General features: G+C 57.4%; 17 protein-coding genes. 7 read left to right on the top strand and 10 right to left on the bottom strand.

Annotated features, from left to right (window positions below):
• Nucleotides 1–3 precede the first annotated feature (3 nt).
• Nucleotides 4–3,120, bottom strand: a complete 3,117-nt coding sequence (locus DXC79_RS02290; protein ID WP_117634866.1) for a PD-(D/E)XK nuclease family protein — start codon at nt 3,118–3,120, stop codon at nt 4–6.
• A 220-nt stretch (nt 3,121–3,340) separates the two neighbouring features.
• A complete protein-coding gene (locus tag DXC79_RS02285; RefSeq protein ID WP_022094855.1) occupies nt 3,341–3,640 on the bottom strand; it encodes a YerC/YecD family TrpR-related protein in 300 nt (99 codons plus the stop codon).
• Nucleotides 3,641–3,964: 324 nt separating this feature from the next.
• Between DXC79_RS02285 and DXC79_RS02280 the strand changes: the two genes are divergently transcribed.
• Nucleotides 3,965–4,330, top strand: a complete 366-nt coding sequence (locus tag DXC79_RS02280; protein ID WP_055250947.1) for a phage holin family protein — start codon at nt 3,965–3,967, stop codon at nt 4,328–4,330.
• Nucleotides 4,331–4,474: 144 nt separating this feature from the next.
• Here DXC79_RS02280 and DXC79_RS02275 read toward each other — a convergent pair whose 3' ends face one another.
• Entirely contained in the window at nt 4,475–4,903 is a 429-nt protein-coding gene (locus DXC79_RS02275; RefSeq protein ID WP_089572175.1) for an Rrf2 family transcriptional regulator, read from the bottom strand.
• A 253-nt stretch (nt 4,904–5,156) separates the two neighbouring features.
• Between DXC79_RS02275 and cysK the strand changes: the two genes are divergently transcribed.
• Nucleotides 5,157–6,095: a cysteine synthase A gene (gene cysK, locus DXC79_RS02270; RefSeq protein ID WP_117634864.1), complete on the top strand. Its 939-nt coding sequence runs from the start codon at nt 5,157–5,159 to the stop codon at nt 6,093–6,095.
• 54 nt (nt 6,096–6,149) lie between these two features.
• Entirely contained in the window at nt 6,150–7,373 is a 1,224-nt protein-coding gene (gene mnmA, locus DXC79_RS02265; protein ID WP_255413262.1) for a tRNA 2-thiouridine(34) synthase MnmA, read from the top strand.
• A 138-nt stretch (nt 7,374–7,511) separates the two neighbouring features.
• Here mnmA and DXC79_RS02260 read toward each other — a convergent pair whose 3' ends face one another.
• Nucleotides 7,512–8,531 (bottom strand): M42 family metallopeptidase, encoded by a 1,020-nt coding sequence (locus DXC79_RS02260; RefSeq protein ID WP_117635086.1) that lies wholly within the window; start codon nt 8,529–8,531, stop codon nt 7,512–7,514.
• Between the two features lie 335 nt (nt 8,532–8,866).
• Nucleotides 8,867–10,033 carry a lactaldehyde reductase gene (gene fucO / locus DXC79_RS02255; protein WP_117634860.1) on the bottom strand — a complete coding sequence of 389 codons (1,167 nt, stop codon included), beginning with the start codon at nt 10,031–10,033 and terminating at the stop codon, nt 8,867–8,869.
• Nucleotides 10,034–10,335: 302 nt separating this feature from the next.
• Here fucO and DXC79_RS02250 point away from each other — a divergent pair, with 302 nt between their 5' ends.
• The 3 genes from DXC79_RS02250 (at nt 10,336) to DXC79_RS02235 (ending at nt 13,788) form a co-directional block, all read left to right on the top strand.
• Entirely contained in the window at nt 10,336–11,781 is a 1,446-nt protein-coding gene (locus DXC79_RS02250) for a radical SAM protein (RefSeq protein WP_117634858.1), read from the top strand.
• A 5-nt stretch (nt 11,782–11,786) separates the two neighbouring features.
• Entirely contained in the window at nt 11,787–12,800 is a 1,014-nt protein-coding gene (locus DXC79_RS02245) for a hypothetical protein (RefSeq protein ID WP_117634856.1), read from the top strand.
• A gap of 451 nt (nt 12,801–13,251) precedes the next feature.
• Nucleotides 13,252–13,788 (top strand): hypothetical protein, encoded by a 537-nt coding sequence (locus DXC79_RS02235; protein ID WP_147327468.1) that lies wholly within the window; start codon nt 13,252–13,254, stop codon nt 13,786–13,788.
• A 27-nt stretch (nt 13,789–13,815) separates the two neighbouring features.
• Here the strand turns inward: DXC79_RS02235 and DXC79_RS10275 are convergent, their stop codons facing one another.
• Both DXC79_RS10275 and DXC79_RS02225 read right to left on the bottom strand, forming a co-directional pair.
• Nucleotides 13,816–15,426: an ATP-binding cassette domain-containing protein gene (locus DXC79_RS10275; RefSeq protein WP_117634850.1), complete on the bottom strand. Its 1,611-nt coding sequence runs from the start codon at nt 15,424–15,426 to the stop codon at nt 13,816–13,818.
• A 110-nt stretch (nt 15,427–15,536) separates the two neighbouring features.
• Nucleotides 15,537–16,256, bottom strand: a complete 720-nt coding sequence (locus DXC79_RS02225) for a YoaK family protein (RefSeq protein ID WP_117634848.1) — start codon at nt 16,254–16,256, stop codon at nt 15,537–15,539.
• 253 nt (nt 16,257–16,509) lie between these two features.
• Here DXC79_RS02225 and DXC79_RS02220 point away from each other — a divergent pair, with 253 nt between their 5' ends.
• Nucleotides 16,510–18,645 (top strand): YgiQ family radical SAM protein, encoded by a 2,136-nt coding sequence (locus tag DXC79_RS02220; RefSeq protein ID WP_233502944.1) that lies wholly within the window; start codon nt 16,510–16,512, stop codon nt 18,643–18,645.
• Here DXC79_RS02220 and DXC79_RS02215 read toward each other — a convergent pair.
• The 3 genes from DXC79_RS02215 to DXC79_RS02205 all read right to left on the bottom strand — a co-directional run bounded on the left by DXC79_RS02215 (nt 18,642) and on the right by DXC79_RS02205 (nt 22,098).
• On the bottom strand, nt 18,642–19,553 hold the full coding sequence (locus tag DXC79_RS02215) for a CPBP family intramembrane glutamic endopeptidase (protein ID WP_117634844.1): 912 nt from the start codon (nt 19,551–19,553) through the stop codon (nt 18,642–18,644). The two genes, DXC79_RS02220 and DXC79_RS02215, sit on opposite strands and share 4 nt — an antisense overlap.
• Nucleotides 19,554–19,668: 115 nt before the next feature.
• The gene (locus DXC79_RS02210) at nt 19,669–21,045 is read right to left on the bottom strand and encodes an ATP-binding cassette domain-containing protein (protein WP_147327467.1); all 1,377 of its coding nucleotides are present in this window, start codon (nt 21,043–21,045) and stop codon (nt 19,669–19,671) included.
• A gap of 3 nt (nt 21,046–21,048) precedes the next feature.
• Nucleotides 21,049–22,098 carry an ABC transporter substrate-binding protein gene (locus tag DXC79_RS02205; RefSeq protein ID WP_117634840.1) on the bottom strand — a complete coding sequence of 350 codons (1,050 nt, stop codon included), beginning with the start codon at nt 22,096–22,098 and terminating at the stop codon, nt 21,049–21,051.

The raw sequence follows: 22,098 nt of genomic DNA, 5'->3' as shown, positions 1-22,098 counted from the left end.
GGTCTACACGTCCCTCCTTACAAACGTTCCTTCGTGGTTATACGAGCAGCGCGCATGCGCGGCCTGCGCCGACGTCGGATCGACAGCGGCGACGTCGCCCGCCTCGAGCTCATGCAGGCGCTCGGCGATACCGGCCTCCACGCGGTCGAGCAGGGCATCGAAGTCCATGTTGCCGCCCTCGCCGGGAAAGCCCTTCTTAAGCCCCGGGATGCGGCCGTCACCACGCTCTTCCTCAAGCAACTCGGCGCTCGCCGCACCGCGCAGCGCGGGCTTGCCACCCTTGGTCGAAAAATAGAGCGCAGCACGGGTATCTAGGCCCAGCGCCCGACGCATGGCCTGTGCGTAGATGAGCGTCTGGGTATGGGGCGGCAGCCAGCGCGGGTCGTCGATGGGGGCCTCGCCCGACTCCTCGTCGCGCACCGTGGGGTCGGCGAGTTTAAACTCCTCGACACCCGAACGATGTTTATAGTCGATTACCACGGCGCGATTCTCGACATCCACATCAACGCGGTCGATGCGCCCGCCAAGCGGCCAACCGGCATACTCGACCTGGAGCTCGTTGAACGCAAACTCCAGGTAGCGCGGCGCGAAGGGCGCGAGCGCCTCGGACTCGTAGGCAAGCACGCCCTCCAGCTGCGGCAAAATCTCGGCCACCTGGCGCTCCTCCACCGGGGAGAGCGGCACGAGCGGGCCCTCGGTACCGCGCTTGCCCGCATGCTCGGCCAAGGTCTCGTCAAAGACCTCGCGCAGCAGCTCCTTCGCGCGTGGCAGATTCATGGGTGTCACGCGCTCCATGCCCTCCTGAGGCAGACGGGCATGCAAGTGTTCCAGCACGTCGTGGACAAAGTTGCCCTTCTCCATATTGCCAAAGCCAGCGTCGATCGACTGGGGTTTGACGCGATACGAGACGAACCAGCATAGCGGGCAGGTCGAATAGGCCTCGATCTGCGAGGCAGACGTCAGGTGCGGCACCAGCGGCGCATCCTCGCCCTCGCCATCGCGACGACGCAGGACCAAATACGGAATGGCTTCATCGCTCAGATGCTGAGGAGCTTCGCAGGTCACGCGCTCGCGCCTAAGACCTTCGCCTGCCGCGGGATCGAAGTCCCTTACGATATCGCCCTCACCCACACACTTCGCCTTGTCCGCGCCAACGGCCTTAGCGTCGTTAGCGGCCTCGGCATGCGCCCGCAACTCGGTCCACACGGCCGACGGATAGCACTCGCGCGCCTGACGATCGTGGGTCACACGGGCGAGCGTAACCGGACCACGCGACGCTTGTATCGCGCGGCCAAAGCGTGCGCGCAGCAAGGCCGCAGGCTCAAGCGTCACGCCCTCGCGACCGAGGCTCGCCGTCAGCGTGGTCAGCGGCCCCTCTTCGTGTGAGAGAGGATAGCTGTCCAGATCGACATCGGCAAACAGCACGGCATCGTAGCTGCCGGAGCGCAGAGCCGCCGCATCGGCAAGCGAAGCAAAGCGAACCTGGGCGCGTGGCGCACGGTCAACCTCGTAGGTCTCGCAATCGTAGGCGGCGCTACGCTTGTCCACCTTGGTTCGAATGTCATCGAGCACGGGCACGGTCGCGGCCTGCGACACGTCGAGCGCACGGGCGCCATTCATAAGGATGTCGATGACGTGGCGCAGCAGGGCCACCTCCGCCTGGCGACGAGCCTGACCGTCGAGACCGCCAAGTGCGCGATCGGGCAGCGCCTCGGCAACGGCAAGCATGGCCTTGAGCGCCGTCACGGGTTTGTCGCGCCACAGCGCCTGGAACACGTCCGAGATCACGCACGGCACGTTCTTAAACCAGTTCTCGTCGCTCGCCGCTTTACGCGCGCCCTTCACCTGGCCCTGCACGCTCTGCAGCAGGCTCTTGACGCCCGCAGTGGTCTTGCTGCGCGACAGTCGCATATTCTTGTCGAACGTGCGCGCGCTGGCGGCGTCGGCACCCGAAAGCGGGCTGTAAATCCAGTCGGTAAGCTCCGGAGCGGGCCACCACTCAGTCTTAGAAGCTGCCCCTTCGTCGGCGGCCTTCATACGCTCGATCAGGTTGGCGAGCGCCGTGAACTGCCTGCCCGCAATGGATTGGGAAAACGCCGTGAACTCGGCCGTCTCGGCAGCAACGTGGCGCGCCGCCAAACGAGCGGCAAGCTCGCCGAACAGCTGGGGTGCCCGGGCAGAAACAACGAGCACGCGTACGGGGTCGGCGGGTGTTGCAGCAGCTTTATCGTCCTTGGACTCCTTGTGCGCTTTCACCAACTTATCGATGACGTCCGCATAAGCATGGGCACGGGCATGGGGGCCGGCGACCTCAATAAAGGCAGGCTGAGCAGCGGACTTGGAGGCAGTCTGGGGCGCGGCGGCGCCCTCCCCCAGCGGCGCGATCTCAAACAGCACACCGCGGACATCAAATGCCGCGGCAAGCTCCTCGCGCATCGCCGCTTGCTCGCGGGCAAGCAGCACGACAACCTCTCCCCCGTTGTTTGCCACGGCGGACAGCAGCTCGAGCAGGCTATACGTAAATGACGTGACGCCGCGCACGCAAACGGCGCGGGCGCACCCCGGCAGGTTGTCGGCCAAAGCGCCGGCCATAATGTCAGCCGCCTCGCAGGGCTCGACCATATCTCGACGGTCCAAACCGCGCGCATAGGCGCACAAAAGTTCAAACACGCGAGCCTCGGCGTCGCTTTTGGGCTTGGGCTTGCAAACGTTGTCGCAGCAACGCTCGGTGCCTGTCCCTGCCACACCCGGCAGCACATCGCGAGCCATACGCGCGAGCATACGCACCGTGCCCTGGCTGCGCGAAAGCGGCTGCAGGTCGGCGTCGTCGAGGCGCGCTACCATGTCCGAAAACAGCATCTGGCGCTGCAGGTTGTCGACGAAACCGCGCCCGTCGCCCAAAAGCTCCCAAAGCGAGCGAAGCCACGATGTAGGCGTCTTGTAGTCAATACCCAGCGAAACGCCGGCTTCCGCCGCATCATGACGGCACAGGTCGAGCTCGGCAAACGTTGGCGCCAGCAGCACGGCACGCCCGTGGCGGGCAATAAGGTCGGCAAGCAGCGCCGCCTCGGCATCGCTCAAATCCGCGCCGGCGTTGGTGGTATAGATTCGAACAGGCATGGTCCTCCACTCAAACCGTTCGCAATATTCAATGCTTCCATCCTACCCGCCCGCGCGGACAGATTTGCCCCACGCCAACAGATTTGACCCCTTGGAGACGGAGGAAAATGGATCACCGAGGAGGTCAGTCTAGCCCAGTGATCCGTTTTCCTCCGTCTCCAAGGGATCAAAAAACCGCCCCCGGAGGGACGGTTCTTCGTAATTCATTGTTGTCGCTGGCCTACTCGCCATCCTCCAGCTTGATGAGGATCTTGCGATAGCCGCCGTACTCGCCGTTCAGCGCCTTTGAAACGCGGCTCACCGTAGTGGACGAAGCGCCGGTGCGGGCCTGAACCTCAACATAAGGCTCGCCCTCATCCAGATAACGCGCAACCTGCAGACGTTGCGAAAGATCGCAGATCTCGCGCGGCGTGCAGATATCGGTCAAAAACGCCTGGATATCCTTCTCGTCATCCAAAAGACTAAATGCGTGGACCAGCTGCTTGACATCAGGCTTGTCAAACATGTTCTCGATATTCATCGATCACCGCCAAACCCGCCATAAGGCATCGAAGTTGATACTGACATCGGGCATCGTTCGCCCGTTCTATGCAATAGGGCAACGCCTGTGGCTTTTGCCCGTAGCAGTGTAGCACACCACCAAACTAAAGCGACAAGACTCTCTGCCAGCGGCGCGTTTTTCAGGACGAACGCCGTTTTGAAACCGAATGCGCACGTAAGCTCCACGAATATCTGAGACAATGGGCGGCCGAACAAGGCGGCACACCCGAGCGGCCGTCCAAGCCGCCGCAGCAAACCGCTTCACGCGACACCGACGCACCCTGCGCAAGAAAGGATTCACACCATGCGCTTTATGCTTAACTGGCTCTTTACCTCGATCGCCATCGCGATTGCCACGTTCCTCGTCCCCGGCATCCAGCCCTTCGGTTTTGCCGAGGCCTGGGTCTGTTTCGCCTTCGTGGGACTGTTCCTGAACATCGTCGATTCGCTCGTCAAGCCGTTTCTGACGGTTATCTCGCTGCCGCTCACGATCATTACGCTGGGTATTTTTCAGCTCGTAGTCAACAGCTTTATGCTCGAGCTGGCCAGCTATCTGTCGGTCAATCTGCTGGGCGCGGGTATCTCCATCGCCAGCTTTGGATCGGCCTTTATGGGCAGCATCCTGGTGTCCATCATGCGCAGCATCCTCGACAGCATCGCCGAGGGCTAAAACGGCCATTCCGGCCGCGCCCGTCTCAACAGCCCAAAACGAAGGCCGCCCATCGCAAAAAAATGGGCGGCCTTCTTATTTGCCAAGTCTCAAAGGGCGAGAGAATCTGCCATTTCCACCCTGTCCCCACATGGCAGGCGTGGGCTAGATGACGTAGTCGTAGCCTTCGTTGGGGGCGACGAGCTGGTCGAGCGTCACGCCATCGAGGTAATCGTTGATGAGCTTGTCCAGGTTCTTCCACACGTCGAGCGTGGGACACTCATCAGATCGCGAGCAACCCTTACAGTCGCCATCCAGGCAGGCGACCGGCGCCAAACTGCCCTCGGTCAGGCGCAAGATCTCGCCCACCGTGTACTGCTCGGGCGGGCGCGTGAGCACATAGCCGCCGCCCTTGCCGCGCATGCCCGAGAGCATATTGGCGCGCACGAGCGTAGCCAAGATGTTCTCGAGATATTTCTCGGAAATCCCCTGTCGCGCCGCAATCTCTTTGAGCGGGATGCGACCGGCCGCCTGGTGCTCGGCCAGGTCAACCATAACGCGCAGGGCGTACCTGCCCTTAGTGGAAACCAACATATCTAGTGCTGCCTTTCGGTCTTTTAGTCCGTTGAAATTCTAGCCGAATAATTGGCTTTGAAAATACCCGTTCCGGTCAAGATGGTTAATCGACTTGCAATAATCTCCTATTTCCTATTGCATTACTAGGGTTTAGTGTCTACTATGCTTGCCAACAGCTAAACGAACAGCCTATAAGGTTTGTGGGTTTAGTTGCTAGACACACCGTAAAACCACACGGTATCCAGTCATTTGAACACTTTGGAGATTCATCATGAGCAAGGTTTACACGTCCATCGATCAGCTTATCGGCCACACTCCGCTTCTGGAGCTCACTCACTTTGAGGCCGATGAGGACCTCAAGGCCCGTGTGCTCGTCAAGCTGGAATACTTCAACCCCGCCGGGTCCGTTAAAGACCGCGTCGCCAAGAACATGATTGACGAGGCCGAGAAGGCAGGCAAGCTCGTGCGCGGCGGCGACTACACCATCATCGAGCCCACAAGCGGCAACACCGGCGTCGGCATCGCCTCGGTGGCGGCGGCTCGCGGCTACAAGGTGATCATCACCATGCCCGAGACCATGTCCGTCGAGCGCCGCAAGCTGATGCAGGCATACGGCGCGCAGCTCGTGCTCACCGACGGCTCCAAGGGCATGAAAGGCGCTATCGCCAAGGCCGAGGAGCTGCAGAAGGAGACCCCCAACAGCATTCTCGCCGGCCAGTTTGTGAACCCCGCCAACCCCGCCATCCACAAGGCCACGACCGGCCCCGAGATCTGGGACGACACCGACGGCAAGGTCGACATCTTCGTCGCCGGCGTTGGCACCGGTGGCACCGTGACCGGCGTGGGCGAGTTCCTCAAGGAGCAGAACCCCGAGATTAAGGTCGTCGCCGTCGAGCCCGCCACCTCCCCGGTGCTCTCCAAGGGCCAGGCCGGCCCGCACAAGATCCAGGGCATCGGCGCCGGCTTTGTGCCCGACGTCCTCGACACCCAGGTCTATGACGAGATCATCCCCGTCGAGAACGACGACGCCTTTGCCACCGGCCGCGCCGTGGGCCACAAGGAGGGCGTGCTCGTGGGCATTTCGTCCGGCGCCGCCGTGTGGGCCGCACTGCAGCTGGCCAAGCGCCCCGAGAACGAGGGCAAGACCATCGTGGCCCTACTTGCCGACACCGGCGAGCGCTACCTGTCCACGGCGCTCTTCCAGGACTAGAGCTCTCGTTCCTAGAACGAGTCCAAGGCACGCCGCCCCCTCTCTTCTGGCAGTCTGAGCTCATCCCAACAGGGTGTCCCACAGGACGCCCGAACTTGCTACAATGTCTGCGGCGCGGAACCAGCCTCCCGCGCCGCTTTTCTTTTTTGGCCACATGCCACCAAGGAGAACCTCCCCATGCACAACAAGCGCGTGCTCGTCGCCATGAGCGGCGGCGTCGATTCCAGCGTGACCGCGTATCTGCTCAAAAATCAGGATTACGAATGTGTCGGTGCCACCATGCGCCTCACCTGCCCCGCACCCGACCCCACCACGGGCATGAGTAAGGTCGACCGCGACATCGCCGATGCAAAGGCCGTCGCCGAGCGCCTGGGGATCCCCCATCACGTGCTCGGCCTGCAGCAGACGTTCGACCGCAACGTGATCGAGCGCTTTGTGAACGCCTACCAGGAGGGGCTGACGCCCAATCCGTGCATTATCTGCAACCGCCACATTAAGTTTGGCGCGCTGCTCGATACGGCGCTGGACATGGGCTGCGACTACATCGCAACGGGACATTTCGCAAAGACGAGCCAGGCGTCCGATGGTACCTGGCAGCTCCATCGCGGCGAAGATCCCAAAAAGGACCAAAGCTACTTTTTGTATTCGCTTACGCAGGAGCGCCTGGCGCACACGATCTTTCCGTTGGCGGGTCTGGACAAGGAGCACGACGTGCGCCGCATTGCCGCCGAACAGGGCTTTGCCAACGCCAAGAAGGCCGAAAGCGAGGATATCTGCTTTATTCCAGACGGTGACTACGCGGGCTATATCGAGCGCCGCTGCGGACATCCCGCTGCACCGGGCGACATTGTGTGGCGCGACGGCAGCGTGGTCGGGCGCCACAACGGCGCGCTGCGCTACACCATCGGCCAGCGCAAGGGCCTGGGCGTCGCAATGGCGCATCCCGTGTATGTGACTGGTGTCGACGCCGCCAACAACACCGTGCATCTGGGCGAAGCCAAGGACCTGGCGGCCACAGCGCTCACGGCCAACGACTGGATCTGGAGCGCGCCGGCAGAGCGCATGGAGGCGGAGCTCGACGCCGGCGGCATCCGCGTGGGCGCCAAGTACCGCTACCGTCAAAAGGACCAGGCGGCAGTGCTCACGCGCGGTGCAAACGGGCAAATGCTGCTAACTTTTGACGAGCCGCAACGAGCCATCGCCCCCGGACAGGCCGTCGTCGTCTATCGCGGCGACATCGTCCTGGGCGGCGGCACGGTGACCGGCGCCATCAAGTAGCCCCATCCCCTTCATAAGTTGCGGTGAAATAGGGACTGTTTGGCGGTTTTTTAAACGCTTAAACAGTCCCTATTTCACCGCAACTTAGAGAGGACGGCCTCGGTCGGTACTGCTGTGCCAGCCGAGGCCGCTGCATCGTTAGCGCTGAACGTAGGCGCGAACCAGCTCGTAGGTATTGCGCACGCCGTCGATGTGGCTGCGCTCGTAGTTGTGGCTCGCGTACACGCCGGGGCCGATCAGACCATGGCGAATGTCGTAGCCGGCCGAGAGCGTGGCCTCGACGTCCGAACCGTAGTGCGGGTACACATCGATGGCGTAATCGAGCTCCAGCTCGCGCGCGATGTTGGACAGCGTGGTTACCAGGTCGTAGTTGTACGGACCGCCCGAATCCTTGGCGCAAATCGAAACCATGCGCTCGGTGCAGCCCAGGTCGTCGCCCACGCAGCCCATGTCCACGCTGATCATCTCGCGCGTGTCGGCCGGCACAAAGGCACCGCCGTGGCCGACCTCTTCGTACACGGTAAAGAGCAGCGATACCTTGCGCGAGAGTGTCACCTCGCCAGCGGCGACGGCACGCGCCAGGCCCAGCAGAATCGACGCGGACAGCTTGTCGTCAAGGAAGCGACTCTTGATGTAGCCGCTCTCCGTCACCGTGGTACGCGGATCCATAGCGATGATGTCTCCGGTCTGAATGCCCAGTTCGAGCACGTCGTCCTTGCTGTCGACGTTCTCGTCGAGCAGGATTTCCATGTTCTTCTCGATGGTCTTGACCGGCTCATCGGCCACATGCGCCGAAGGCTCGGTATTGAGAACCACACCCGTGTAGACATTGCCATCGCGCGTGTAAACGGTGCAGTTCTCGCCATCGGCCGTAGACCACTGATGCCCGCCAAGCGTCGTGGGACGCAGGCGACCATTGTCCTTAATGGAGCGCACCATAGCGCCCAGAGTATCGACATGGCTCGCCAACACGAGCGGCTCGCCCTCGCCACCAAGCTCAACGAGCACGTTACCCTTATTAGAACGCTCGGGCCCAAAGCCCATATCGCGCAGGGTCTCCATCAGATAATCAGTCGCCGCACGGGTATAGCCCGTAGGCGAAGCAATCGAGGTAAGCGCCTTCAACTGGTCAGTAATATAGGAGAGCGTAGAATCCATCTTGGACACCAAAGTCACCCTTTCATATCGAATTAAACTCACAGCAACAATACCACCGCGAACCATCTTTTTACCTAGCGAGATGACCCATCGAGCTCCCCAGAACTGCGCCCGCCACGATAAGCAGATACAAGGCGCCATCCAACAATGCGCCCCTCACATCCCGCCTTTCCGGCACCCCGGCATCTGAGAAAAGAACGCAGGCGATCCCGGGCTTCCCTCCGGGCGCATTCCGCAGGACGTAAAAGACCCCGCCGCGCAACGCGCGCAGCGGGGCCTTTTACATGTCCGAGGACGCGCCCGGAGGGAAGCCCGGGACCGCCGACGGGAGTAATTTACTCAGCCGGGCAGATCTTCTTGAAGAGCTCGATGACGTCGTCGAGCGTCGCCTCGCGCGGGTTACCCGGGAAGCAGGCGTCGGCCATGGCGTCCTTGGCCAGAACCTCGATCTCGTCAGCCTTCATGGCCTCGCAGACGTGCGGGATGTTCACGTCGGCAGAGAGCTGCTTGACGGCGGCGATGGCGGCGTCGGCAGCCTCGTCGGTGCTCATGCCCGTGGTGTCAACACCCATGGCAACGGCAACCTTGGCCAGGCGCTCAGCGCAAACCGGCTTGTTGAACTCCATGGCAATCGGCAGCAGCATGGCGCAAGCGACGCCGTGCGGGGTGTCGTAGTGAGCGGACAGGGTGTGAGCCATGGCATGGTCGATGCCCAGGCCAACGTTGGAGAAGCCCATGCCGGCGACATACTGGCCAAGGGCCATGCCCTCGCGGCCGGAGCCGGGCTGGCCGGACTTGGCCTCGGCGACGGAGTCACGCAGGTTCTCGCTGATCAGCTTAATAGCCTCAAAGTGGAACATGTCGGAGAGCTCCCAAGCGCCCTTGGTGGTGTAGCCCTCGATGGCGTGGGTCAGAGCGTCCATGCCGGTAGAGGCGGTCAGGCCGGCGGGCATGGAAGCCATCATATCGGGGTCGACGACGGCGACCTCGGGGGCGTCGTTGGTGTCGACGCACACGAACTTGCGGACCTTCTCGGGGTCGGTGATGACGTAGTTGATGGTCACCTCGGCGGCGGTACCGGCAGTCGTCGGCACAGCGATGGTGAACACGGCGTGGTTCTTAGTGGGAGCAACGCCCTCGAGGCTGCGGACATCGGCGAACTCAGGGTTGTTGATGATGATGCCGATAGCCTTGGCGGTGTCCATGGAGGAGCCACCACCAATGGTCACGATAGCGTCAGCCTCGGCGGCCTTGAAGGCCTCGACGCCGTCTTTGACGTTCTGGATAGTCGGGTTGGGCTTAATCTCGGAGTAGAGGCTCCAAGCGATGCCGGCAGCATCGAGCTCGTCGGTCACCTTGGCGGTAACGCCAAACTTGACCAGGTCGGGGTCGGAGCAGACGAAGATCTTCTTGTAGCCGCGACGCTGGAGCTCGCCGGGGATCTCCTTGATGGCGCCGGAACCATGATAAGAGATGGTGTTGAGAACGAAACGATTAGCCATTGATAGCCTCCCATCGTGTGCGGGGCACCCATTACGCCCCACGCTATGAATCTCATCCTAACGCTTTTGAAACAAAAAACACGTGAGAACGTCGAAATTGTTAAAGCGTTTCAACATAATAACGGAGTCCTAGTCCTTCCCTCCCGACAGCAGCGAAGGCTAGATTATAGGAGCAATCGCCCAAAGAATACGACCAACTCAGTCTATAAATTGTTTCTGTTTTAGCAATATATGTTTGACAATACGTTTATAAAAGGATACTTTATAGCAAACATCTTAGTTCACTAAATAACATTAGTGAAATGAAAGAGGCGGTAGAGATGTTAGTTCTACCTATAAAGACCCTCTTGGGCCACTACATTTATGATGCCAATCGAAACGAGATACTTGCAGTAAGCAAAGATCTCTTCAATTACATCTCAGAAGTCCAAGCAGGCAAAGTTTGCCACGCCTCCTGTAAATCAGACCAAGAATTCCAGTTACTACAATCATGTGGCTACTGCTGCGATTCGCCATTGCAGGATATCGCTTATCCATCAATTGACCTTTTGAAAGTTAAGCTGGAAAGAAATATACGGATGCTAACCCTTCAGCTGACTCAATCTTGTAACTTCCGATGTGATTACTGTATCTATTCCGGAAACTCCTCATACAACAGAGCCCACAGTCATAACTCCATGTCCATTTCGACGGCAAAACATGCAATCGAATTCTTTAAGATGCACTCGATCGACAACTCAAACCCGGTCGTAGCATTTTATGGAGGAGAACCTCTCCTTCGATTTAATGAAATTAAGCTAATTACTCAATATGCAGAGCAGGTATTTGAAGGAAAACACATCTCATTTCGAATTACAACTAATTGCTCTCTTTTATCTGAAGAAATGGTTAAATTCTTCTTCGATTCTGGGCATGAATTCTATTTGTTAATCAGTCTTGACGGGCCGCAGCAAATCCATGATAAGTCTAGGCATTACGCTAATGGCAAGTCCTCATACCAAACAGTTATAGACAATGTTCATATGGTTTTAGACAGCCATCCTGAACGCAACAAATATGTTCATTTTAATGCCGTAGTCGACACGAACAACATCTATAAAACAGTCTCTTCCTTTATAAATGATAAAGATATCGAAGATTGCGATGTTCAATTCAACTACCTGGAACGCAACGGACGTATCGCCCCCTACAATGACGAGTTCTCAAGTCAGCTAAATTACGCCTTATTTAAAGCAAGAATTATGGATGAGCGCGAAATCGAAAAAGGAAACCGCAACGATAGGCTCGCTTCATATACGCTTGCAAACATCAACCAGAACATAAAGCGATTTGCACCTTCGAACATCCCAGCAAAAGCTATACCCGGTGGCCCATGCGAACCAGGGGTTACGCGTCTATTTGTGACAACAGCAGGAGCGCTTCTTCCTTGCGAAAGGGTCAGCGAAACAACGAAGGAAATGTATATCGGCACATTGGATTCAGGATTTGATTTAGGTCAAATTGAAAAGATAATCAATGTTTCAAAGCTGACCAGCGATTCATGTAAAAAATGTTGGGCATTTCAGCTGTGCACCCAATGCATAAAAAGCGCAGATTGCGAAGGAGTAATAAGCCCTGATTACAAGCGAACAGCATGCGACAATTCAAAACGAATTGCCTTTGACCGACTTAATCAGAAAATACTTCGCTTTGAGCTTCATAGACATGAAGTGTCCATTGCAACAGCTCTAAAAAGGAACAAGCGATAAAAATCATGAAGACAATCGGACTTATATGTTTCACAAGAGCTGACTATCCTCTTCTGATTGGATTGCTAGGAAATGGCTACAATATCCGGGTATCAACGCCATGCGGCATTCTACCGGACGGCCTAGATGTCGCCAACCTTGTTAATTGCAAGGAAATTGGCATAAGAAATCGAATTAACTATGTAACGACAATCGATGAATCAGACCTGGTTGTCGTTTTATCGACGAAAGAAAGCGCCGCAGGACTCGTAGAATTTAGTAAACACGCTGAAACCTACGCTCATTCTGTAAATAAGACGGTTGTCAGCCAACTCGCCGCTGAACGAATCGAGTCTAGCAAAAGCGACATGCAGGAATTAGCCCTGATACCAAAAATTGTTGTCGGGAATCTATATACACCCGCCAATTCAACAATAACGTTCAGTAGCATCGTTAGCGAGATGAGAAAGCACCATCCCAATCTATGCGCGTTGAGCTTCAATCCTTTAAATGAAATCTGGGGCTGCAACACCCTTAGTTTTGATGGTGGCCAATCTGCCGTCATCAAAATGAATGAGCAGATCAACCTCATCATTGAGAATGATAAATCCGACCTAGCTCTATTAGAGACGCCCAATGTGCTTATGAAATACAACGACCACATTTTCGGAGATTACGGATTGGGGTCGATTGCTGCATGTCGAGCTTTCTGCCCTGACTTAGCCATTATCAATATCCCATACACGATAGCCGACTACGACATAATGCTAGGGCTCATGCCCGTAATTGAAACGCTTACGCAAGCAGAGATAGTTCAATTTGAAATTACAAACGAAGTACTTGACGCCACAGAGGGGTTGGAGACGCATGAATTTCAAATAAGCTATTCATCTAGCGATAAAGCTATTCAAGCAGCAAGAGAACTTCGACTAAGAGGAATACCCAGTTTCTCAGCCAGCTTAGATCCAGAAGAATCATTACTATGCTGCAAGACAATCGAGGACGAGTTGTTTGATTTCGATCTTGGGGTACTGAAATGACAGCATATTGTAAAGATGAAACCATCTACGCAGAAATCGAAAAAGCAATAAGCAATATTAGAGATTTGGATTTGACTCAATTTGATCAAGATCTAAGAAATCAACGATTGACCAATTCCCCATTCAGCTTGTCCTCATCGGATCTAGTTCGACTGCTAATTTTTCTTGAAAGCAGGTTTTCTGTTTACGTTGAGTACTCGTCGATTGAAAACATAGGGTTCAACAGTGTTGAGGAGGTGAAGAAGGTAATAGAACAGTCAGAAACAATCGAACAATGAGAGGCAAATCATGAGAAGTATTCGACCATTTAACATGCATGCAGTAAATAGCGTCATTCATTTTATTAGAAATTGCCCATGCGGTTATTGCAGCTGCATGTACTGCAACGTACTGCGTAATTCTCCGCACGAAGCAGAAGTCGGTTCCAATGCGATTGAGGCGATGACGCGTGGTGGCTACTGGTCCTAAATCGAGCAAGACAGCTACAAACGAATATCGAATCTCAATTGAAGGTAACCCTTATCCGCATGCTCTAGCTCTCACCAACCCAGTGGGAGACAACCTCAACATCAAAAGACATGGGTTCACGGGTCCACTAGGACAGCTATTGAGTCTTAAATACACCGTTTATGACGATACAAATGAAAAGCTCTTTACTGTCGTCGACGGTGGCTTTAGTAACATGCCCAGGGTTGCGCTCGTCATCGAACACAAGGAAGTTGCGGTGTTCGATTATGGCCTAAACAGACTTGAGATGAAGTGCATAACGAACATACCGAATTACTCAATAAAAGGTAACTTCCTTTTTGGAGATTACGATATATTCAGCCAACGGGAAGTGAGGGTATCTTCAGTTACCGTTCTTCAATGTGATAAACAATCGTGCTTTAGCATACAGGTTTTGGATAAAGCCGAATTAGCTGCCGCAATTGGCATACCCACAGCCATTGCCCTTCTTAGAGCTCGCATTGAAGAGCATCTCGAATAACTCGCAAATAGCAGTTGGTAGCAACGTTCAGGAGCTAGATAGTTTTTCTGGCTCCTGAAACTGTATTACATAGTCTGCAAATTGTTCAAAACCATGTCCATGATCCGCAATGATGACGATACGCTCTTTCATCTCCTGTGCAACCACCGCCTTCAAAAAGGATATCGAAGCATTATCTAAATTGTTGCAAGGCTCATCCAAAATAATAATAGAATAGCTGCTCAAAAAGGCCCTACAAAGTAATAGAGAAGCCAGTTCTCCGCCAGACAAATTGTGTCCCCTAGTTCCAATGATGGGATTGGCTTCAAATAATTTATCGAGGCTAAAACCCTTCAAAAGATAGATGAGTTTTTCAGAGTCAATATCTACAAGACCATAGTAAAGAGCCTTCCTGAAAGTTCCCCCCATTATCAAATGTCTTTGCGGCATAGTTGCGCAGGGTAGCTGGATTAAAGTCAAGCCATCGAAAATGACAGTAGACTCATTAACACACAGTCTGCCGGCAACTGGCGACAATAATCCATTCAATACTTCCAGAAATGAAGATTTGCCACATGCATTAGGGCCGCTTACTAAAACCAGACAAGGTGCCTGTATCGTGCAATCTGGAATTGTTATCCTCTCATTAGTTTCGCTCGACGAAAACGAGAGACTGATTCCTTTCCAACTAATTCGATCAGCGTGATCGAAGCATATCAAATTAGGTTTTCCAGCTTCCAAAAGACGACGTAATTCCAAGACACGGCGCAACGACCTAAACGACGGTTGAAGCTGAGCCCAACAATTCAGAACAAGAGGAAAAGGAGAATAGCATAGAAGCACAAGTTGATAACTCTGCACCGCAATCCCGACCGTCAGCCCGCGCTTTAACACAAGGAAAATAAGCAGCAGAACTGAAAGCAAGCCAGTAATGATGTTGCCAGCGTTAACTATTTCAGTTGCCAATCTCGCAAAGACACTCTCCTCAACTCGAGAGTTCCTGCAGGCTTTAAGCATCTTTTTATAGCGAAGTAATTCCAAGTTAATTGAACGAGAAATTCGAATGTAAAGTCGACAATTTATTAGTTGGGCTAAATAAGCAGAACCCCTCGCCTGGGCCTCCAATGCCTTTTCGCTCTTAGTCGATAGCTTACTAAGAGCGAACGGATATAGAAGCGAAATAAACAATGCCGAAACACAAACAGGGATCAAAAGCAACAAAGAGATATTAGATAGCGCCACAAACGATGCCAAACCCGTCACTAAGCACGGAAGAAACGCAGTTGTAAATATTCCAATCATCGGCTGTAGGTTCCCAGCCTCTTCAATGCGCGATAACAGGTAGTCACTGTCTTTTGCTAAAACTAAGGGCCGCTCTAAAGCGCGGCGGGCAAGCAATCTATAGAAGCAGTTAGCGCCATCGGAAGCCAATTGCTCCGCATATTTTGATCTGAACAGGTTTGTCACCAGCTCAACTGAGAGCAATACTAGCAGGCCTAACCCAATGTATAAAACGTTACGATAATTAGAGCGAAGCAGGCCATAGTCTATAATCAACGATTCAGCTTTAACAACAGACAGCTCTACCAGGGCAGATAAAATGCAGAGCACCATCAACTTGATTACTGTCGTCTTATTTTGAATAAAAAGCTCTGGCATATGTCCATCCCCTCAACTAATAATTATAGCTAGAAAGATGGCATTTTTATTCTATAGCCTCAAGCAGCACGCTTTGCTGACGTCAAATCTTGTCATTACGAACATGCACCTTAGCGCTTAAGACTCGTGGTCTGCCAGTCAGCTACGATGCGGGCCCATTTCCTGTGCAAATCGCGTTCACGGTCGATGAACATGATGGCAAACGCGATAAACAGCAGCACGCTCGCCACCGCAATGGCGTGCAGGCCCATGCGCTCAATACACCAGTTGCCCAGCACGGCGCCAAACACAAAGGTGAAGATCACGCCAAAGTACAGTACGCCGTTTTCCAAAAAGCCGCGCTTGTGGGTGATGATATAGTCGTCCACGTTTTGCAGGGCGTTGCGCAAGTTGCCGATGCACATGGTCGTGGCGATGCCGTGACCGTGGATCTTGCGGAAGCTCTCGACCTGCATACCGCAGGCAAATGAGGTAAGGCAGTTGGCAAGCAGGTTGAAATCGCCGCCCGGGATAAAGCTCACGCCCAGCAAGATGACGGCTTCAAAGAACACCGTCACCTGACGCCAGTGGATCACGCTGCCAAAACGCTCGTGTACCAGGTCGGCAAGCATAATGCCCACAGCAAACGAAACCACGGGGAAGAAGTAGCGCCCCGCCAGCGCCCAGTTGCCCTCCGAGATGCTTACACCCACGAGCAGGATGTTGCCCGTCTGCGCGTTGGCGAAAACATGATCGCGCCCAATGTACGAATACACGTCCATAAAGCCACCGGCGAGCGCCAAGATAATGCCCAGCTCAATGGACTCCGATATCTGTTTGGCACGCTGCATCGTCGTGCATCCTCCTTGTTGACGACCCTCTCGTGCGTTGGCGGAAACATAGCCGCCGTTCATACTGTAACCCATTGACAACATGGCGTGCGCGCGAGACGGGTTCTTCGACACGGGGATACACAGTCTGGAAACAAACGGCTCCCGCATCGACACGCCGATCCGCCAGCCCATGTACTCCACCAGTCTTTTTAGCCCCGTCCCAAAAAGACTGGTTACAATTACGTGCAGCATACAAACACCGGGAGGGATCGTGGCAAAAAAGCCTCAGCACGCTCAGAACAACCAGCGCAGTCAGCAGGGCAAACAGGGCCAGCAGCAAAGGCGCGGCGGTAAGGCGCAGGGTGGGCACACCACGCACACCCAGGCAGCGCCCTCACGCCCCTGGCGTCCGGGTCGCGATAAGTTCCTCCCCGTCAGCCGCGCCGACATGAACGCGCGCGGCTGGGACCAGTGCGACTTCGTCTACATCTGCGGCGACGCCTACGTGGACCATCCCAGCTTTGGCATGGCCATCGTCAGCCGCGTCCTTGATGCACACGGTTACAAGGTGGGCATTATCTGCCAACCCGACTGGACCGACCCCGCCAGCATCACGGTGCTCGGCGAGCCGCGCCTGGGCTTTCTCGTCAGCGCCGGCAACATGGACTCCATGGTCAACCACTATTCGGTGACCAAGCACCGCCGCCACACCGACGCCTATACCCCTGGTGGCGAGGAGGGGCACCGCCCCAATCGTGCCGTCACGGTCTACGGTAACTTCATCCGCCAGACGTTTAAGGATGCCCCCATCATCATCGGCGGCATCGAGGCGAGCCTGCGCCGTCTGGCCCACTACGACTACTGGCAGGACAAGCTCAAGCGCTCGGTACTACTCGACTCGGGCGCCGACATCCTCATCTACGGCATGGGCGAGCACGCGATCGTCGAGATCGCCGACGCGCTCGATGCCGGGCTGCCCGTCGACCAGATCACTTATATCAACGGCACCGTCTACCGCACCAACTCGCTCGACGAGGTCTACGACTACGACCTGCTGCCCAGCTGGGACGACCTTACCGCCGACAAGCTCAACTATGCGCGCAGCTTTAACGTGCAGCAGCAGAATATGGACCCCATCACCGGACATCGCCTGGTAGAGCCCTACCCCAACAGCGTCTATGTGGTGCAGAACCCGCCGTCCGCGACGCTTACCACCGACGAGATGGACGAGGTGGCCGAACTCCCCTACGCACGCGATTGGCATCCCGATTACGACGCAGCGGGCGGCGTGCCGGCTTTTGCCGAGATCAAGTTTTCAATCAGCTCCAACCGCGGGTGCTTTGGTGAGTGCTCGTTTTGCGCGCTGACCTTCCACCAGGGCCGCGTGCTGCAGATGCGCAGCCACGACTCGATCATGCGCGAGGCCGAGCTGCTCACACACGACCCCGAGTTTAAGGGCTACATCAACGACGTGGGCGGACCGACGGCCAACTTTAGCCGCCCGGCCTGCGACAAGCAGCTCAAACACGGCGTGTGCAAGAACAAGCGTTGCCTGTGGCCGAGCGTATGCAAGAACATGGTAGTCGACGAGAGCGGCTACACGCAGTTGCTGCGCGACCTGCGCCAGCTGCCGGGCGTCAAGAAGGTCTTCGTCCGCAGCGGCATCCGCTTTGACTACACTATGGCCGACGCCTCGGACGAGTTTTTGCGCGAGCTACTGGAGCACCATGTCTCGGGCCAGCTGCGCGTAGCGCCCGAGCACGTGAGTGACGCGGTGCTCTCCGTAATGGGCAAGCCGAGCCGCGCCGTCTATGATGCGTTCTGTCGTAAATTTGAACGCCTGAACCGCGAATACGGACTCAAGCAGTATGTAGTGCCGTACCTGATTTCGAGCCACCCCGGCTCGACGATGAAGGAGGCCGTGGACCTTGCCGAAGCCGTGCGCGACATGGGCTACATGCCCGAGCAGGTGCAGGACTTCTACCCCACGCCGTCCACCATGTCGACCTGCATGTACTACACCGGCGTAGACCCGCGCACCATGGAGCCGATCTATGTGGCACGCGATCCGCACGAAAAGGCCATGCAGCGCGCGCTGATTCAGTATCGCAAGCCCGAGAACTACAAGCTCGTGCGCGAGGCGCTGGAAAAGGCCGGCCGCCGCGATCTGATTGGCTACACCAAGCATTGCCTGATTCGTCCCGTGCCGCCGCGCCCGGGCGAGACGTCTGCTGGCGGTGGGCATGGCACCGACAAGAAGGGTGGCAAGGCCCACGGTGGTGCCGCCGGCAAGGGGCCCAAAGGTAGCAAGGGGCACGGCGGCATGTCGCGTGCGCAGAACACTGCCGGTCGCAATCGCGCGGCCCAGGGGCGTCAGGGCGCCAACGGAGGCGGGCGTCGCAACTAGGGCAGCGGTGCGCTCGCTGCGTCCATCCCACACGCGTGGCGCAGCGACCGCATTGCCTCAACGAGGACGACGCCGGCGATAGCGACCGTGATTATCACGTCGAGCGGCGTGTTCACAAACCAGAGCAACGTCATGAGATACGACCCGGCATTAAAGGCAAAGTGCAGCAGGATCGTGTAGCGGAGCTTTCCGGTCGTCACGAGCACCCAGCCAAAAATGAGGCCGGCAGCGCCCGCATAGCAGCCCTGCACCCAGTTCATATGCATAAAACCGAAGATCGCCGCCTGCAGCACAATCGCCGCGGCGATACCCCACGTGCTTGGGGCCGCCCAGGGCACCATGGCGCCACTCTGCGCGCTCACACGACGCCGGCACTTCCAAAGTGGGCGGCACTGCGGATTAAACGCTTGGAGCGAAAACTCAAAAATAATGCCGCGCACCAGCAGCTCTTCACAAAATGGGGCGCCGAGCACCGTAGTCAGGACGGCGAGATAGCTGGTGTCGCCCATACCCGTTTCCTCGACAAGCTCGCTGTAGTCGGCCGCGGCATCGGGCAACAGCGACAGCACGGCGTCGGTCACGTAGCCAACGACCACCTGCAGGGCAAGGCCGATCACGATAACGCAGGCGATGCGCTTCCACGCCCCACGCGCTCCCCCGCCGAGCGGATGCTCGCCCTGCCAGCGCGCCATAAACGAGCGCGGCCACAGATAACGCCACCACAGCAGCGCCATCAAAAACGACGCCATCTGCGCGGCAGCCTGAAGCAATTGAATATCAAGGTCGTCAATCGAAAAGCCTATGAACACCGACGCGACGCCCAGAGCGGAAAACAAAACAACGCTCAGGGCAATATCGGCAGCGACGACGCCAAAACAGGCAAGCGCCCAAATCATCGCATTGAGCATGCCAACCTCCTCAAGAACCGTTCCCTAGTTCTACCACAAACTGACAAAACGCTGATCCCTTGGGGGCGGAGGAAAACGGATTATTTTGTTGTCGAGCTAGAACTTGTGATGGCTTCTAAAGCGCGATGACATCCGAGATGTCGAGCACTTGAGCATCAGCGACATCGTGCGTGGCAAGCAACAGCATACGGCCGTCGAGCAGGTCGAGCACAGTCTTGGCCGTCGCATCGCGCGCGGAGGCATCCAGGCCGGTAAAGGGCTCGTCCAGAATAACGGCACCGCCCGGGCACAGCAGGGCTCGAGCGATCTCGACGCGACGGCGCTGTCCGCCCGAAAGCTCGGCCACGCGAGCATGCACATCGATTCCCGGCACCAGCAGGCGCAGCAATGCCGCGGCGCTCGAAGCATCCACGCGTACATCGGCGCACACCAGCACGTTTTCCAGCGTCGAGGCGGACTCAACCAGGCGCGCATCCTGAAACACCATCGAGCACGGCGCGCACTCCCCCGCTGCCAACGAAAGCAGCGTCGACTTGCCCATGCCCGAAGCGCCCATCACACAGATACGCCCACCCGCAGGCACGTTGAGCACCAGTCTGTCGAGCGCCGGCGCCCACGGAGCGCGATCGCCCACGGCAAGCGCAAGCTCCGCTGCAGCGCCATCGCTCGCAGCCCCCGCACGCCCGCGCAGTCCATGTCCATGCGCCCGCACGGCCGCGCGCCACGCCACGGGTCCCGAAACCCGCAGCAGCCACACCAGCACGCGCTCGCACGCCCACGAGGCGGCAACGACCAGCACGGTCCAAGCCAGCAGGTCGGCCGTCTCAATCAAAAGCTTTGCCTGATAGATGCGCTCACCCACGGTGCCCACCGCCATGCCGATCAGCTCGGCTGCCACGCCGGCCTTCCAGCTCATGCCGATCACGGCACGGGCACACGAAAGCACAAACGGCAGGACTTCGCGCCAGGTATGAGCGCAAAACAGGCGCCATCCCCGCACGCCATGCAGGCGGAACATCTGCTCCAGCGGCTTATCCACTTGTGCCAAGCCCTCGACCAGAGAGAAATACACGCCCGGCAGCGCCATCAAAAAGACTGCCGCGATGCTCACGCGCGCCGACCCCAGCCAGATAAGCAACAGGACCACCACGCAGGCGACCGGCGTCGCCTTTACAAACGACAGCGCCGGAGCCACCAGGTGCGCAAACGCACGCGAACGTGACGAAATCCCGGCAAGTACGCCACCGCACACCGCGGCAAGCGCCAACCCGCCCAGTATCCGCGCGCCCGAGCCCGCCAAAATCGCCCAGGTACCGCCATCGCGCACCAGGCGCAGCAGCGCCAAGGCAACAGCACCCGGCCCCGGCAAAATCAGCGGCTGCGCCACCAGCGCCGCCACCAGCATCCACGCGGCAAGCCAAAAGGCGGCGACGGCACCTACTGCCGCCACCGCCTTCATACGCTCTGTCATTTGTCGAGCAAACGCACGCACGGGCTACTCCAAGTAGTAGAAATCGTCAGCCGGAAGCTTACCACCAACGGCGCTCGCGTCCGCGTCGAACAGTACCTGCAGATACCCGCTAAGTGCCGCCTTCATATCCTTGCCCGTCTGGCAGACAAGCATGCACCCGGGAATCGCCTTCTCGGCGATCTTGGCGTTATCCACGATGCCGGCATCGACCACGGCCTGCGCCCAGTCTGCCGGCGCCGCATTGACAGCCTTAACGCTCGCCGCATGGCAGCTCAAGAACTCCGCCACGGCCTCGGGATGTTCCTCGGCAAACGCGCGGCGCACCACGGTCACGCCCGTCAGCAGGCGCGAGCCCGTGTCACCCGCCAGCTCGTCCCACACATCGGTCAGGCTCACCGGCGCCGATAGCTTGCCCTCGCTCTTGGCGATGGCAGCGGTCTTGAACGGCTCCGGCAGCACGCCCACGGCGGACGGGTCGGCAAGCAGCGCCGACAGCACCTCGGTGGGCTCGCTCTTAAACTCAAGCGCCACCTGGCCAGTCAGACCTGCGCGCTCCAGCAAATAGTTCATGACGTACTCCGGCGTGGTGCCCTTGCCCGTCATATAGACGGTATGGCCCGCCAGATCGCCAAACGAGGTCACACTCGCGTCGCCCGTCACCACGCTCAGCACGCCGAGCGTATTGATGTCGATGACCTGCACCGCGTCCTCGGTCTTGTTGTAGAGCACACTCGCCACGTTGGCGGGCACCAAGGCGATATCGACATCGCCCTGAATGACCTTGGGCACGATTTCGTCGGCCGCGGCGCTGATCGCAAAGTCGAACTCGTTATCCGTCTCGCCACGCGCCGCCTGGTCCATAAACTGCACCAGACCGATCGACGTCGGTCCCTTGAGCGAGGCGACATGCGCCTCGACCGGCTCGGCGGCAGCAGCACCCGCAGCGGCCGAGCCTGCAGCAGACCCAGCCACCGCGGCCCCGCCGCTGCAGCCAGCCAACGCAAGCGACAGCGCGCCCGCGGCAAGCGCCGAGGCAAACCCTCGGCGCGAAAGCTCAAATTCAAACGCGCGCAT

It is taken from the genome of Collinsella sp. TF08-11AT, assembly GCF_003437035.1.
GTDB lineage: Bacteria > Actinomycetota > Coriobacteriia > Coriobacteriales > Coriobacteriaceae > Collinsella.
Note: the sequence above shows the minus strand (reverse complement) of the source record. Positions and strands in the feature narration are given on the sequence as shown.